Below are 14,930 nucleotides of genomic sequence, written 5' to 3'. Positions count from 1 at the left end.
ATGCGTCTGAAACAACAAAGGCTGCCAGGGCAGCCTTTGGAGGGGGGTGCAGTGCTCAGCGCTCGGTGGCCAAGGCCAGCGCCTCGTTCGATGCCTGCAGCTCGATGCGCATCTGCGCGGCCATCTTGTCGAAGGCGGCGCGGCCGGCCTTGGAGACGGGGCGGGCGGCATCGGTGGCCTGGACGATGGTCATGGGGTCGCGGTGCTCGCCATTGACGCGGAACTCGAAGTGCAGGTGCGGGCCCGTGGCCCAGCCCGTGGAGCCCACGTTGCCGATGATGTCGCCCTGTTCCACGCGCTGGCCGCGCGTGACGCCGATGTGGCTCAGGTGGGCATAGACCGTGGTGTGGTTGTTGGCGTGGTCCACGAAGATCACGTTGCCGTAGCCGTTCTGCACTCCCGCGAAGGAGACGGTGCCGTCGCCCACGGTGCGTACCTTGGTGCCCGTGGGCGCCGCGAAGTCCGTTCCCAGGTGGGCTCGCCAGGTCTTGTGGATGGGGTGCATGCGCATGGCAAAGCCGCTGCTGATGCGCGAGAACTCCACGGGCGAGGTCAGGTAGGCCTGGCGGCGGCTCTTGCCGTCCATGGTGTAGTAGTCGCCCTTGGCCTTGCCTTCGTCCTGGAACCACAGGGCCTGCACGACCTTGCCGTTGTTGTGGAACTCGGCGCTGAGCACGCGGCCCGCGCGCAGCGGCTCGCCATCGGCTTCCAGCGATTCGTAGACCACCGAGAAGCGGTCGCCCTTGCGCAGGCCGCGGCGGAAGTCCACGTCGCCCTGGAAGATGTCGGCCATCTGCATGGCCACGGCGTCGGGAATGGAGGCCGCGTCGGTGGCGGCGAACAGCGAGCTGCGGATGATGCCGCCGGCCAGGCGCGGCGAGGCGGTCAGCTTGCCCGTCTCGATGCGTGTGCTCAGTTCATTGTTCTTGCGCTCGACCACGAGGCGGCGGAAGCTGCCGTCCTCGTCAGGTGCCCAGCGCACGGTCAGCAGGGACAACTGGTGGTCGGGCGTGGTCTCGGCCGTCACCAGGCGGCCGGCGCGGCCCAGCACATGCTGGCGCACCTGGTCGTTGCCGCGCATGAAGGCGGCGGCGGCCGGATCGGCCACGCCCAGGCGCTGCAGCAGGGTTTCGGCCGTGTCGCTGCCACGCGTGTATTCGGAACGGTACAGGGACATGCCCTGCACACTGTCGGTCAGCTCGGCCAGGGTCTGGCCTTCTGCCAGCGATTCCACGGGCGTGGAGAGCATGCGCACCGGCAGGTCGGCCGGATCGGGTCCCAGGTTGGCCACGGCGAAGGCGCCGCCGCCGCCCGTGAGCAAGATGGCTGCCAGTGCTGCGGTGACACGCTTGGGGTGTTGCTGGATCACGGAGGTCAGCCGCGCAACAAGAGCACCGCTGGCATGGTTCAAGCCATATTTCACAACATCAGATCCTTGGGTTGCGCGCATCCGGCCTGGGGGCCGGACAGCATCGCAGCGGCGGGATACGCTCTCCAGACGGGCAACAAGTCCGCGCTCTGTGGTGCGGAAAGGCGGGCGTCTAGAATTCGCCGCAGCGGGAAAATCCCCGGAGTATACCGACGCGGTCCTACGCGGCCTGGCGAAAAACCCTTATGAATCAATCTGCTGTTACAACATACCCGGTCACTGAAGGTGTAGGCCAAGCGCTTGAAATCACCCTGCGCGGCGTGGATGAACTGCTGCCCCAGGCCGACTGGGTGCAGAAACTGGCCCGCTCCGAGGCCACGGGCGTGCCGCTGCGCATCAAGCTGGGCCTGGATCCGACGGCGCCCGACATCCACCTGGGCCACACCGTGGTGCTCAACAAGATGCGCCAGCTGCAGGACCTGGGCCACCAGGTGATCTTCCTGATCGGCGATTTCACCACCCTGATCGGCGACCCTTCGGGCCGCAACAGCACGCGCCCGCCGCTGACGGCCGAGCAGATCAAGGTCAACGCCGAGACCTACTACACCCAGGCCGCCAAGGTGCTGGACCCGGCGCGCACCGAGGTGCGCTACAACAGCGAGTGGTGCGACAAGCTGGGCGCGCGCGGCATGATCGAGCTGTCGGCCAAGTACACGGTGGCCCGCATGATGGAGCGCAACGACTTCCACCAGCGCTTCACCGAGGGCAGCTCCATCAGCCTGCACGAATTCCTCTACCCGCTGCTGCAGGGCTATGACTCGGTGGCGCTGCGCGCCGACCTGGAAATGGGCGGCACGGACCAGAAGTTCAACCTGCTCATGGGCCGCCACCTGCAGCAGGAATACGGGCAGGACACGCAGTGCGTGCTCACCATGCCGCTGCTGGTGGGCCTGGACGGCGAGCACAAGATGTCCAAGTCCAAGAACAACTACATCGGCATCACCGAGGACGCCAACACCATGTTCGCCAAGGTGCTGAGCATCTCGGACACGCTGATGTGGAACTGGTACACCCTGCTGTCGTTCAAGAGCCTGGCCGAGATCGCCGCGCTCAAGGCCGAGGTGGAAGGCGGGCGCAACCCCAAGGACGCCAAGGTCCTGCTGGCCAAGGAGATCACGGCGCGCTTTCACAGCGCGGCGCTGGCCGATGCGGCCGAGCAGGATTTCAACAACCGCAGCAAGGGCGGCATTCCCGACCAGATCGACGAGGTCAGCCTGTCGGGCGCGCCGCTGGGCATCGGTGCCCTGCTCAAGCAGGCCAACCTGGCGCCCTCGACCAGCGAGGCCAACCGCCTGATCGACGGCGGCGGCGTGCGCGTGGATGGCACAGCCATCAGCGACCGGGGCCTCAAGCTCGAAGCCGGCACCTATGTGGTGCAGGTGGGCAAGCGCAAGTTTGCGCGCGTGACGCTGGGCTGATGCCCGCGCCGGGCCATGCGCCCGGCTGCACAGGAATGAAGGACGCCGGCATGCCCGCGTCCTTTTTTCATCGCCGGGCCGCCCCAAGATGAAAACGGCCCCTCGGTGGGCAGCGGACCTTGCGCAGCATGGGGAGCGTGGGGGGTATTTTTCAAGCCGGGGGCGATTCGACGGTTTCGCGCGTGACCTCGGCCTGCTCCTGCAGCCACCGGCAGAAGGCGGCCACCTCGGGACGCGCGGCGCTGCGCGGGCCCACGATCAGCCAGTAGGCCAGCGGCGATTCCAGCCGGTGCGCGGGCAGCACCTCGACCAGGTCGCCAGCCGCCAGCGCATCGGCCACCAGCGGCAGGCGTGCAATCGCCAGGCCCTGTCCGGCCAGTGCGGCCTGCACGATCTGGTGGGCGTAGTTGAAGTACAGCCAGCGCGGCGGCTGCAGCTGGTCGCAGCCCTGCACGCCGAACCAGCGCTGCCAGCCCAGCCACTCCAGCTGGGGCATGCGGTGGGCGTCGCCGGTCTCGATCAGCGTGTAGCGGGCCGCGTCGGCCGGCGTCCTGAGCGGCGGGCCGCCGGCCAGCAGGCGCGGGCTGGCCACCACGGCCAGCTGCTCGCCGAACAGGCGCTGCGCCTGGGGCCAGCCGTCGCCCGCGCGGCCGTAGCGCAGTGCCAGGTCCACGTCGGTGGTGTCCAGGTCCATCACGGTGTCGCTGGTGTCGATGCGGATGTCGATATCGGGCCAGGCGCGCTGGAAGGACTCCAGGCGCGGGATCAGCCACATGGCGGCAAAGCTGGCCCAGGTGGTGATGGCCACGCTCTTGCGGCCCACGGTCTGGCGGATCTGGCGCACCGAGGCGTCGATCTGCTCCAGCGCGGGCGCCACCGAGCGCAGCAGCTGGGCGCCGGCCCCGGTCAGCTCCACGGCGCGCGTGTGACGCAGGAACAGCGGCACGCCGACTTCATCCTCCAGCGACTGGATCTGGCGGCTCACGGCCGACTGCGTCAGCGACAGCTCGTCGGCGGCCGCGCGGAAATTCAGGTGCCGGGCCACGGCCAGGAAGGCACGCAGATGGCCGGCTCCGATGGCGCGTGTGCGCAGCAGGGGAACGGGTGCAGTGGTGGCATGGGGCATGGCGCCGCCAGCATACGTCAATCGTGTGACCGGCCGCAGCCCTTGGCGGACAGATAATCGGCGGCGTTGCCGGCACAGGTTCTGGCGTTTTGGATGAATCACCTATGACAGCACCTCTGGATCTCGTCATCATGGCCGCGGGCAAGGGCACGCGCATGAAAAGCCGCCTGCCCAAAGTCCTTCAGCGCCTGGCGGGGCGCCCGCTGCTGGGCCATGTGCTGGCGACCGCAGCGCAGCTGGATGCGCGTTCGGCCGTGGTGGTCACGGGCCACGGCGCGGACCAGGTGGAGCCCGCCATGGCGGCGGCCTGCCAGGGCGGCTCCATGGCGCTGAAGTTCGTGCGCCAGGAGCCGCAGCTGGGCACGGGCCACGCGGTGCAGCAGGCCGTGCCCGCGCTGGCGGGCGACGGTATGGTCATCGTGCTCTCGGGCGATGTGCCGCTGACGCAGGCCGACACGCTGCGCGCCCTGGTCGATGCGGCCGATGGCCGGCGGCTGGCGCTGCTGACCGTGCGCCTGCCCGATCCCACAGGCTACGGCCGCATCGTGCGCGGCGAAGACGGCACGGTGCAGCGCATCGTCGAGCAAAAGGATGCCAATGACGCCCAGCGCGCCATCCAGGAAATCTACAGCGGCATCATGGCCGTGCCGGCCCGCCACCTGGCCGGCTGGCTGGCCCGCCTGACCAATGACAACGCCCAGGGCGAGTACTACCTGACCGACGTGGTCGCCATGGCCGTGGCCGACGGCGTGCCCGTGGTCGCGCACTGCATTGCCGACCCGGTGCAGGTGGCGGGCGTCAACAGCCCGCTGCAACTGGCCGAGTTGGAGCGCGCCCACCAGGGCGCCCAGGCCCGCACGCTGATGGAGCAGGGCGTGCGCCTGGCCGACCCCGCGCGCTTTGACCTGCGCGATGACCCGCGCACCGGCCGCGCGGCACGCCTGGCCTGCGGGCAGGATGTGGAGATCGACGTGGGCTGCATCTTCAGCGGCCATGTGGAGATTGGCGAAGGTGCGCGCATCGGCGCCTATTGCAGCATTGCCAACGCCACGATTGCGGCGGGCGCCGTCCTCCATCCGTACACGCATGTCGATGGCGAGAAGGCCGGCGTCAGCGTGGGCGAGGGCGCCCTGGTCGGCCCGTTTGCGCGCCTGCGCCCCGGAGCGCAACTGGGCCGCGAAGTGCACATCGGCAACTTCGTCGAGGTCAAGAACTCCGTGCTGGCCGATGGCGCCAAGGCCAACCACCTGGCCTACCTGGGCGATGCCACGGTGGGCGAGCGCGTCAACTACGGCGCCGGCTCCATCACGGCCAACTACGACGGCGTGAACAAGCACCGCACGGTGATCGAGGCCGACGTGCACATCGGCAGCAATTGCGTGCTGGTGGCGCCCGTCACCATTGGCGCGGGCGGCACGGTGGGCGGCGGCTCCACGGTCACCAAGAGCACCGAGCCCGGCGTGCTCACGGTATCGCGGGGCAGGCAGGTGAGCATCACCAGCTGGAAGCGCCCGGTCAAACTGCCCAAGTCCTGAGACTTCCGAGACACGTGGGCTCGAGGGCCCGCATCGATGGCGGGTCCCGTACGGGGCAAGCCGATTTTCCGAATCTCCTGACCCTGTTCATGCCATGACGGAACCTTTCGCCCACCCTCCGCCCGACCCTGCCGCCGACCTGCAAGGCCCGCCCCGCACGCTGCAGGACGCGCTGGAGCGCCTGGCCCAGCGCGAGCAGGAGCTGCAGGCCCTGCGCGCCGCGCAGCAGGAATGGCTGCACGCGGTGTCGCACGACCTGCGCGCGCCGCTGCGCCATGTGCTGTCCTTCGGACCCCTGGTGGACGAGCTGCTGTCGCAGGCCGCGCCTTCGCCGCAGGAACTGCAGGAGGCACGCGGCTTCCTGCAGACCATGGACCAGTCCGCCCGACGCATGGGCGGCATGCTCGACGGCCTGCTGGCCCTGGCGCGCGCCGCCCGCACGCCCATGCAGTGGCAGCCCATTGCCTTGCAGGAACTGCTGGAGCAGGCGCGCACGGCGGTGCTGGCGCAGCCGCGCTGGGCGGCCTGCGGCGCGGCTGCGCGGCTGCAATGGAGCCTTCCGCAGCAAAGTCCCGCCGTGCGTGCCGACGCGGCCCTGCTGCGCCAGGTGCTGGAGGCGCTGCTGGACAACGCCGTCAAGTTCACCCAGCCCGTGGCCCAGCCGCGCATTGCCATCGATGTGGAGCGTCATGCCGACGGCGGCATCACGCTCAGCGTGACGGACAACGGCGTGGGGTTCGACCCCTCGCGTGCGGGCGCGCTGTTCGGCATCTTCCAGCGCATGCACCGTGAGTCGGAGTTTCCGGGCCTGGGCACGGGCCTGGCCCTGGTGCGCGGCGTCATGCGCCGCCACGGCGGCGAGGCCACCATCCGCGCCACGCCGGCGGGCGGCTGCAGCGTATGCCTGAACTGGCCCGGCGGCGAAGTGCGGCGCACGGATCGCGGGCTCTGAGTCTGCCTGCCGCTGGCGCCAGCCCTCAGATCAGCGTGTCGTCCGGCTCGGGCTGGTGTGCCTGGCGCGAGGCCTCGCTGCCCGCGTCCGTGCCCGACCTGGTGGGCGCGCTGCCGGCCATCAGCGGCGCAGCAGGTATCACCTGGTCGCGCCCGGCGTCCTTGGCGCTGTAGAGCGCGCTGTCGGCCGCATTGATCCAGTCCTTGACCGACAGAAAGCTGGGGTCCGCCGCCGCCACGCCAATGCTGGCGCTGACGCGCAGATGCGGGTGCTCGCGCACGCGCAGCTGGCTCAGCTGGTTGCGTATGCGCAGGGCCACCGCATAGGCATCGTCCAGATGGGTGTGCATGCACAGCACGGCGAATTCATCGCCTCCGTAGCGGCCGGCCGCGTCATGCGATCGCAGGCAGTGCCGGATGGTCAGACCGATGGCCTGCAGCACCTCGTCACCCACGGTGTGCCCAAAGCTGTCGTTGATGCGCTTGAAGTGGTCTATGTCCACGATCAGCAGGCAGGCCGAGGTCTGCGTCTGCCGGTAGTCGCGCAGCGCGGCGCGCGCCTTCTGCCACCAGTAGTCGCGGCTGTACAGCGTGGTCAGTGGGTCGATGCGGCTGAGCACCTGCAGCTTCACGTTCTGTCGTGCCAGCTTGCGCACCAGCTGGCGCGTGGACCAGCTGGAGAACACGCTGTGCAGCAGAAGCAGGGGCAGCATGCTCAGCTGCACTGCCAGGCTGGCCTCCCACTCGGGCGCGGGCCGCAGCAGCAGGGCCCCCGCGGCGGCGGCCAGGAAGGTGGCGAACAGCGATTGCAGCCAGCCGTCGCGCGTGGCCGTGTGGTTGCGGTCTGCAATGCTGATGGCCAGCAGCGCAATGCTGGGCAATGCACAGAAATGCATGACGGGAATCCAGCTGCCGATGATCAGCGCATCTATCTTCAGATTGGCGTGTTCGGCGCGGTGGCTGTCACGGCTGTGGCGGGCGTGGAGAAAGGCGATGTGCGGCCAGACCAGGGCGCTCACCAGCACAAAGCCCCAGACAGCCGTGCTGGCGCCCAGCTCGGTCATGGTCGTGCCCACGACGAGGCCACCCAAAGCCATGCTGGAGACGCGCAAGGGATAGGTGCGGCGATGGATGCGCTGGCGCAAGGACATGGCGGTGCGAGCCGAGTGCGCGCCGATTGCCTAGCGCGTCAGAAAGTGTTGTTGCATCAATTTGTATCATTGTCCCCGTGCGTGCGCAACGCCTTAAAGTCCAACGTTGCCCAAAGTTGGCGTTCGGGACACATTGCAGGCTTGCTGTCCTACGCAGTCCCGCCGCCGCGCAGTTTCCTGATGCGCACAATTACTCGCAAAATCAAGCGTCCTGGCCTCATTGGGCGCCTGTTCCGGGATTTGCCGGCGGCAGCGGCATGGCGGTGGAGAACTTGGCGCGCCTGACGCTGAAAAAACTCTTGACATTGCGCACGTTGGCGTCGCCCGTGAATAGCGCCCGGCTCAACTCCAGGTAGGCCGGCATGTCGGGCGCGGCCACCACGAGGATGAAATCAGGCCCCGCCGATACGCGCCAGCACTGCTGCACGGCGTCCAGCGCTACGGCGCGGCGCTCGAATCCGTCCAGCGCGTCACTGTCCTGGCGGTCCAGCGAGACCTCCACAATGGCCTGCAGCCCATGGCCCAGGGCGGCGGCCAGGCGTTCGGGCTGCAGGATGGCCACCCGCCGCTCGATCAGCCCGGACTCCTGCAGCCGCCGCACGCGGCGCAGGCAGGTGGGCGGCGACAGCTGCAGCAGCGCGGCCAGGGCCTGGTTGCTGCGGCTGCAGTCTTCTTGCAGCAGCTGCAGCAGCTGCAGGTCGGTAGCGTCCAGTTGAATGGAATTTTGGTTCATTTTGTTATTTATATTGAAATAATATTTCTTGAATGCCTGATGATGAAATATTAGTTCAATAGATAAGGAAATCTGGAGAGAAATTTCTTTTCAACCTGCGTAGCATCCGTCGTCATCTCGAAACAAGGAGCTTGTCCATGTGTGGCATCGTCGCAGCGGTTTCCTTCCGCGATATCGTCCCCGTTCTCGTCCAGGGCCTGCAGCGCCTGGAATATCGCGGCTATGACTCCTGCGGCGTGGCCGTGCAGGCGCTGGACGCACAGGGCGTGCACAGCCTGGGCCTGCGGCGCGCCCGTTCCACGGCGCGCGTGGCCGAACTCATGGACCAGGTGCAACAGGACAAGGTCATCGGCCACACCGGCATTGCCCACACGCGCTGGGCCACGCATGGCGAGCCGGCGGTGCGCAACGCCCATCCGCATTTCAGCCACGGCCCTGGCGTCTCGCCCGTGGCCGACACCGACCAGCCGGCCCGCGTGGCCCTGGTGCACAACGGCATCATCGAAAACTACGAAGCCCTGCGCGCCGAGCTGCAGTCCAAGGGCTATGTCTTCGCCAGCCAGACGGACACCGAGGTCATCGCCCACCTGGTGGACAGCCTCTACGGCGGCGACCTGTTCGAGGCCGTGCAGGCCGCCACGCAGCGCCTGCATGGTGCCTTTGCCATCGCCGTCATGCACAAGGACGAACCGCAGCGCGTGGTGGGCTCGCGCGCCGGCTCGCCGCTGATCCTGGGCGTGGGCCAGGACGGTGCCGAACACTTCCTGGCCAGCGACGCCATGGCCCTGGCCGGCGTGACCGACCAGATCGTCTACCTGGAAGAGGGCGACATCGTGGACCTGCAGCCTGGCCGCTACTGGCTGGTGGGCAAGGGCGGCGAGCGGCTGGCGCCCGAGCAGCGCCCCGTGCGCACCGTGCACGCCCACAGCGGCGCGGCCGAGCTGGGTCCCTACCGCCACTACATGCAAAAGGAAATCTTCGAGCAGCCGCGCGCCATTGCCGACACGCTGGAAGGCGTGCAGGCCATCGTGCCCGAGCTGTTCGACGGCGTGGCCTCGGACGGCAAGACGGGCACTTCGGCCTGGCGCGTGTTCAAGGAGATCGACCGCGTGCTCATCCTGGCCTGCGGCACCAGCTACTACAGCGGCTGCACGGCCAAGTACTGGATCGAGTCGCTGGCCGGCCTGCCCTGCAGCGTGGAAGTGGCCAGCGAATACCGCTACCGCACCAGCGTTCCCCATCCCAAGACCCTGGTCGTCACCATCAGCCAGTCGGGCGAGACCGCCGACACCCTGGCCGCGCTGCGCCATGCCCAGAACCTGGGCATGAAGCACACGCTGACCGTCTGCAACGTGGCCACCAGCGCCATGGTGCGCGAATGCGAGCTGGCCTACATCACGCGCGCCGGCGTGGAGATCGGCGTGGCCTCCACCAAGGCCTTCACCACCCAGCTGGCAGGCCTGTTCCTGCTGACCCTGGCCCTGGCCCAGTCGCAAGGGCGGCTGAGCGAGGAAAAGGAGCAGCAATACCTGGCCGCCATGCGCCACCTGCCCGTGGCCCTGCAATCCGTGCTGGCGCTGGAGCCCCAGGTCATCAGCTGGTCCGAGGACTTCGCCAAGCGCGAGAACGCGCTCTTCCTGGGCCGTGGCATCCACTACCCGATTGCGCTGGAAGGCGCGCTCAAGCTCAAGGAAATCAGCTACATCCACGCCGAGGCCTATCCGGCCGGCGAGCTCAAGCACGGCCCGCTGGCCCTGGTGGACAGCGCCATGCCCGTGGTCACGGTGGCGCCCAACGACGAGCTGCTGGAAAAGCTCAAGAGCAACATGCAGGAAGTGCGTGCGCGTGGCGGCGTGCTCTATGTGCTGGCCGATGCCAAGACCAACATCGAAAGCAGCGAAGGCATGCATGTCATCCGCATGCCCGAGAACTACGGCGCGCTCAGCCCCATCCTGCACGTGGTCCCGCTGCAGCTGCTGGCCTACCACACGGCCTGCGCACGCGGCACCGATGTGGACAAGCCGCGCAACCTGGCCAAGAGCGTGACGGTGGAGTGAGGCGGGGGCCGGGGTAGGGCGCAGGCCGTGGCCTGCCCTGGTCCTTCGTTGCCCCCTGTGCGAAATGTCCGTCGGACACCCGGCGGCTGGCCTACCTGCGGTGTCGCAACATGGGGCTGCGCACGCTCTGGCCGGTCCTACGGCTGAGCCGCATGTCCGGGCCCACACTGGTTACCAGCGCAGTGCATATCTGCGCTGCAGTCGGGCGCTTCGTTTGACGCGCCTCTTTGACCACCATGTGAAGGAGATACCCATGGCTCAGCAAAACGACCAGCAACAGCAGCAAAACAACCCGCAGCAGCAGAACCCGAACCAGCAAAACCCGGGACAGCAGCAGCAGGACAACCCCCAGCACAAGCAGCCTGGTCAAAACCAGCCAGGCCAGCAGCAGCCCAATCAGCCCCGCTGACAGGCTGGGCGGCGTTCCGTTTGACGTGAGGATGGAACTATGAAACAGCTTCTTCCCACGAGAGGCCCGCAGCATCCGGCCTATGTTCCCATGCAGATGGGGCAACCCATCACGGACAGGAACTACAGCCAGATGCAGTGCAAGGCGAACGTCCGCCAACAAGGGCAGCCTTTGCGCCAGCCACAGCAACGCTGATTGATCGCAGCCAGCGCTGGTGCAGCGCTCCCTGGAACCGGCCGCCTTCGGGCGGCTTTTCCGTGTCGAGGGCCTGCCCTGGCCGGGGCCGCCGGAGATCTCCCAGCACAATGACGCCTTTCCAGCATCAACCTCCAAGGATTTCAACGATGACACTGCAGCGCCCCTGCTTCGTTTTGCCGACTCTGGTGCTCGCCCTGGGATTGTCGGGGTGTGCCGCGCCGCCTTCCAGCGGGCAGCTCGAGAAGGAGGAAGCCGAGCAGGCGAAGACGCTGTGGGTGATCAGCGAGGCCTTGAAGGCCAACATGGCCGTGGTGCTGGTGGCTGACCTGACGCCGCACAAGTCGCTGGCCGACGCCGACGGCATGTCCAAATGGACCTCGAACGTGCTGTGGACCCACCAGGACAGGCCGGAGATCGTGTTCGGCCGCAAGTTCCAGAACAACGCGCTGCAGCGCGATCCCAAGACCACCTACCTCTTCAAGGCCTTCGAGGTCCATGTCCTGCCCCCCGGCAAGTACCTGCTGACGGGCGGCGATGACTACTGGCTCAATGCCCGGCTCGACCAGCTGGGGCCCAAGGCGGGCGCTGCGGGCGCAGGCCGCGGCGCCAGCGGCACGGTGTCCCTGGCGCCCGAGACCTACCGCGAGTTCTATACCGAGATGAACTGGAAGGAGGCCACCACGCACACGCAGACCCGCACCGAGAAGTACTGCACCACGGTGCACCGTGCCTCGGGCCATTGCGTGGCCTGGGGCGAGCGGCAGGTCACGGACAGTACGCCGGGCATGGGTGCGGGCTACTACCAGGACACGGACTCGCGCGACATCCCTGCGCTCAAGGTCCAGGTGCGCGTGCCGCCCCGGCAGGCCCTGGCCAGTTTCACGCTGGAAGGCGGGCAGCTGGTGCTGAGCCAGCGCTCGTATCTGAAGACGCCCAGCTACCAGTTCCGCCAGGCGGGCTGCCGCAAGGTGGCGGCCGAGAAGGTCGAATGCCCGCTGGAGGACTTCACCGTCCACACGCTGCCGGTGCCCATGGAATTCACGCGCACCTATCTGGCCTCCCGCGCCAACCTGACCCCTGACCAGGAAAAACTCATGGCGCGGCTGGCGCCCATGCAGGTCACCACGCTGGGCCGCCAGGGCGCCGCCGATCCGATCTGGGGCACGCCGATCTCGCTGCGCAAGGGGCCTTGAGGTCCGGGCGCAGCCGATGGTCGTTGATCGGCTGCGTCGGGTGGAGGCCCTTTCCGTGCCCGGCCGGTTGTTGGCGGGCTGCGGCGACCGGTGCCTGCCTATGGGGTCACCAGGTGTGCGCGTAGCTGATCTTCAGCACCGTGCCGGCCGCTGGCAGGCGGCTGGTGTTGTTGTTGCTGCGCAGCAGCTGGCTGTAGAGCGGGAAGTACTGGCGGTTGAACAGGTTTTCCACGCCCAGGGACACACGGTTCTTGGGGTCGATCTTCCACTGGCTGATCAGGTCCACCGTGGTGTAGCCCCGTGTGTCATAGCGGCCGAAGCCGGTCTTGCCGCCCAGGCGGTAGTCCTTGGAGGCATAGGCGGTGGCCTGGAGGCGGTGGCTCCAGCGCGTGTCGGGCCGGTACTCCACATAGGCGGTGAGCTTGAGCGGAGGGATGCGAAAGCCCGTCATGTCCTGGTAGCCGCTGGCGGCCTGGGGCAGCTCGCGGCCCTTCATCCAGGTGAAGCTGCCGCCCACGCTCCAGTGGTCGTCGTCGCTGAAGTAGTCCAGGCCGCCTTCGATGCCATGGATCTTCTCGCGGGTGCGCAGCAGGGTCAGGCCATTGTTGAAGCTCTGCACGGCGCCCAGGTTGGAGCGCGACTGGAAGACGCTGAGGTTGGCCATCACGTTGGAGAACTTGCCGCGCCAGCCCATTTCATAGGTGTTGGTCTTGACCGCCTGCAGGTTGGAGTTGCCCAGGTTGAAGGCCGGCGTGGCATTGCGCACCACCACGCCGATGTCCGGCAGCTCGAAGCCCTGGCTGTACGAGGCATAGAGCTCCTGGCCGGGGACCGGCGTGAAGACCGTGCCCAGGTTGTAGGTCCAGGCGTTGTACCTGACGGTGCCGCCGTTCACGGACTGGGGGCTGGGGGCGCGTGACTGCGACAGCGGCGTGAAGTCATTGAAGCTGGCCTGGGCGCGGTCGTAGCGCAGGCCGCCTTCCGCCGACCATTGCGCATTGAACCGGTGCTGCAGCTGGGCGAAGGCGCCGATGCTGCGCGTGGTGACGGGCGGCATGTAGATCAGCTGGCCCGTCTTGTGAAAGACCAGGCCGCCGCTGGCGTCATAGGCCCGGGGATCGAAGATGTCGATGGGCATGTCGGTGCGCTCCTGGTTGAAGTCCGCACCCCAGATCAGCAGGCTCTTCTTGCCGGCGCCCAGCGGCGTCTTCAGGGTCAGGCGCCCGCCAAAGACCTCGGAGTTCTGCATGGACTGATCGACATTGGCGCCCCGCACCGGCACGGCGCGTGCGTCGAAGGGCGCAAACCGCGTGAAGAAGTCCCGGTAGTAGAGCTGGGCGGCCAGCGTGCTGCCTGCGATGTCCCGGTTCTCGTAGTCCAGGCCCAGCATGGTGTTCTTGATCTGGTTCTGGTCGGCCAGCACCAGGCCCTTGATGGGGCGGGCCGCCGCCGTTCCGGCTGGCAGCCGCGCCACCGACGGGTCGGAGGCGTAGTCCGTGTCCTGGGCCGCGTTGTAGTGGCTGGCGGTCAATTGCAGGCGCTGGTCGGCATCGAGCTTGAAGCCGATCTTGGCCGAGGCGTTGTAGATGTTGGAGTCGAACAGGTCGCCCTGGCTGGGCTCGGGTGCAATGCGGTTGCCCCTGGCGTCGAAGGCGCCGCCCATGTGCCTGGCGCCCAGGCTCACCGAATAGTCGACCACCTCGCCACCGCCGGACAGGTAGTGCTGCACCTCGCCGCCCAGTCCTGCGCCGCGCAGGCGGGACAGCGGGGTCGAGCCGGTGACGATGGTCTCGGCCCGCGTCTCGCCCGAGGGCCGCTTGGTGCGGATGGAGACAATGCCGCCCGCCGCACCACTGCCGTAGATGGCGCTGCTGCCGCGCAGCACCTCGATCTGCTCGATGTCGGCCGGGTTGATGTTGGCCAGGTTCCTGGACGAGTCGCGGTTGGTGTTCAGCGGAACGCCGTCCACCAGCACCAGCATGTTGCGGCCGCGCAGCGTCTGGCCGTAGTCGGTGATGGTGTGGCTGGAGTCCGCCATGCCGGGGACCACCTTGCTGAGCATGGTGGCCAGGCTGTCCGAGCCCTGGCGCAGCTGCTCCACCTCCTGGCCTTCCAGAATCGTGACCTGCCGCGAGGGCGCGACCAGGTTGTTCTGCGTGCGCGCGGTCACCGTGATGGCGGCAAGCTCCGTGGCCTGTGCTGCGGCTTGGGCAGCGGACGGGGCTGCGGCCGGCGCTGCGGGCACGGCCGCAGCAGCGGACGGCGCCTGGCGGGCCGCCGCAGGCAGCTTCTCCAGCGCGTAGTTGCCCGCACCCACGCGGCGCGCTGTCCAGCCTGACGTGTTCAGCAGCTGCGCAAAGCCGTCTTCCACGGAGAACGTGCCGGACAGGCCGCGTGTCTCCATGCCGCCGAGCTGTTGCAGGTCCATGCCCAGGTTCACGCCTGCCTGTGCGGCAAAGGCCATCAGCGCCGGGCCCAGCGGACCCGGCTGGATCTGGTAGCTCCTGGCAGCGGCGCTGGCGGCCGGCTCGGCCGCCTGGACTGGCAGCGCGTGCAGCAGCAGCGAGGTGCTGACGGCCAGGGCCGCCAAGGCGGTGGCGCGCAGGCTGGCGCGTGGTCCGGCGGTGGAAGAAGGGGAGTGCATGGTGTTCTGTCCTCTGGGCTGTCGATGAAAGTGGTCTTCGCAAGCCTTGACAGGCGAGAGCGAAAAACCGGACAGCCACGGCAGAA

11 protein-coding genes are annotated in these 14,930 nt (G+C 67.9%); 6 read left to right on the top strand and 5 right to left on the bottom strand.

Annotation, left to right across the window (positions count from 1 at the left end):
* Positions 1–55: 55 nt before the first annotated feature.
* Positions 56–1,450, bottom strand: coding sequence for a peptidoglycan DD-metalloendopeptidase family protein (locus tag PO605_RS18160; RefSeq protein WP_046241655.1), 1,395 nt, complete (start codon positions 1,448–1,450; stop codon positions 56–58).
* A gap of 164 nt (positions 1,451–1,614) precedes the next feature.
* On the opposite strand from PO605_RS18160, the gene tyrS reads away from it, so the two are divergent.
* Positions 1,615–2,847, top strand: a complete 1,233-nt coding sequence (tyrS, locus tag PO605_RS18155; protein WP_016448449.1) for a tyrosine--tRNA ligase — start codon at positions 1,615–1,617, stop codon at positions 2,845–2,847.
* Between the two features lie 151 nt (positions 2,848–2,998).
* Here tyrS and PO605_RS18150 read toward each other — a convergent pair whose 3' ends face one another.
* Positions 2,999–3,973 (bottom strand): LysR substrate-binding domain-containing protein, encoded by a 975-nt coding sequence (locus tag PO605_RS18150; protein WP_012207701.1) that lies wholly within the window; start codon positions 3,971–3,973, stop codon positions 2,999–3,001.
* Between the two features lie 104 nt (positions 3,974–4,077).
* Between PO605_RS18150 and glmU the strand changes: the two genes are divergently transcribed.
* Positions 4,078–5,508 (top strand): bifunctional UDP-N-acetylglucosamine diphosphorylase/glucosamine-1-phosphate N-acetyltransferase GlmU, encoded by a 1,431-nt coding sequence (gene glmU, locus PO605_RS18145; protein WP_272206715.1) that lies wholly within the window; start codon positions 4,078–4,080, stop codon positions 5,506–5,508.
* Positions 5,509–5,602: 94 nt separating this feature from the next.
* Positions 5,603–6,460 (top strand): sensor histidine kinase, encoded by an 858-nt coding sequence (locus PO605_RS18140; RefSeq protein WP_016448447.1) that lies wholly within the window; start codon positions 5,603–5,605, stop codon positions 6,458–6,460.
* A 25-nt stretch (positions 6,461–6,485) separates the two neighbouring features.
* Here the strand turns inward: PO605_RS18140 and PO605_RS18135 are convergent, their stop codons facing one another.
* Both PO605_RS18135 and PO605_RS18130 read right to left on the bottom strand, forming a co-directional pair.
* Entirely contained in the window at positions 6,486–7,610 is a 1,125-nt protein-coding gene (locus PO605_RS18135; protein WP_016448446.1) for a GGDEF domain-containing protein, read from the bottom strand.
* Between the two features lie 217 nt (positions 7,611–7,827).
* Positions 7,828–8,343: an Lrp/AsnC family transcriptional regulator gene (locus tag PO605_RS18130; RefSeq protein ID WP_047474380.1), complete on the bottom strand. Its 516-nt coding sequence runs from the start codon at positions 8,341–8,343 to the stop codon at positions 7,828–7,830.
* A gap of 137 nt (positions 8,344–8,480) precedes the next feature.
* On the opposite strand from PO605_RS18130, the gene glmS reads away from it, so the two are divergent.
* From glmS to PO605_RS18115, 3 genes are all read left to right on the top strand, one after another.
* Entirely contained in the window at positions 8,481–10,400 is a 1,920-nt protein-coding gene (gene glmS / locus PO605_RS18125) for a glutamine--fructose-6-phosphate transaminase (isomerizing) (protein ID WP_047474381.1), read from the top strand.
* 253 nt (positions 10,401–10,653) lie between these two features.
* Complete coding sequence (locus PO605_RS18120; protein WP_164474684.1) at positions 10,654–10,809, top strand: hypothetical protein; 156 nt, start codon at positions 10,654–10,656, stop codon at positions 10,807–10,809.
* Between the two features lie 344 nt (positions 10,810–11,153).
* Positions 11,154–12,200 (top strand): hypothetical protein, encoded by a 1,047-nt coding sequence (locus PO605_RS18115; RefSeq protein WP_272206714.1) that lies wholly within the window; start codon positions 11,154–11,156, stop codon positions 12,198–12,200.
* A gap of 106 nt (positions 12,201–12,306) precedes the next feature.
* On the opposite strand, the gene PO605_RS18110 is transcribed toward PO605_RS18115, so the two are convergent.
* Positions 12,307–14,844, bottom strand: a complete 2,538-nt coding sequence (locus PO605_RS18110) for a TonB-dependent siderophore receptor (RefSeq protein WP_272206713.1) — start codon at positions 14,842–14,844, stop codon at positions 12,307–12,309.
* Positions 14,845–14,930 lie beyond the last annotated feature (86 nt).

The sequence above is a fragment of the Delftia sp. DT-2 genome, assembly GCF_028401915.1.
GTDB classification, from domain to species: domain Bacteria; phylum Pseudomonadota; class Gammaproteobacteria; order Burkholderiales; family Burkholderiaceae_C; genus Comamonas; species Comamonas tsuruhatensis.
Note: the sequence above shows the minus strand (reverse complement) of the source record. Positions and strands in the feature narration are given on the sequence as shown.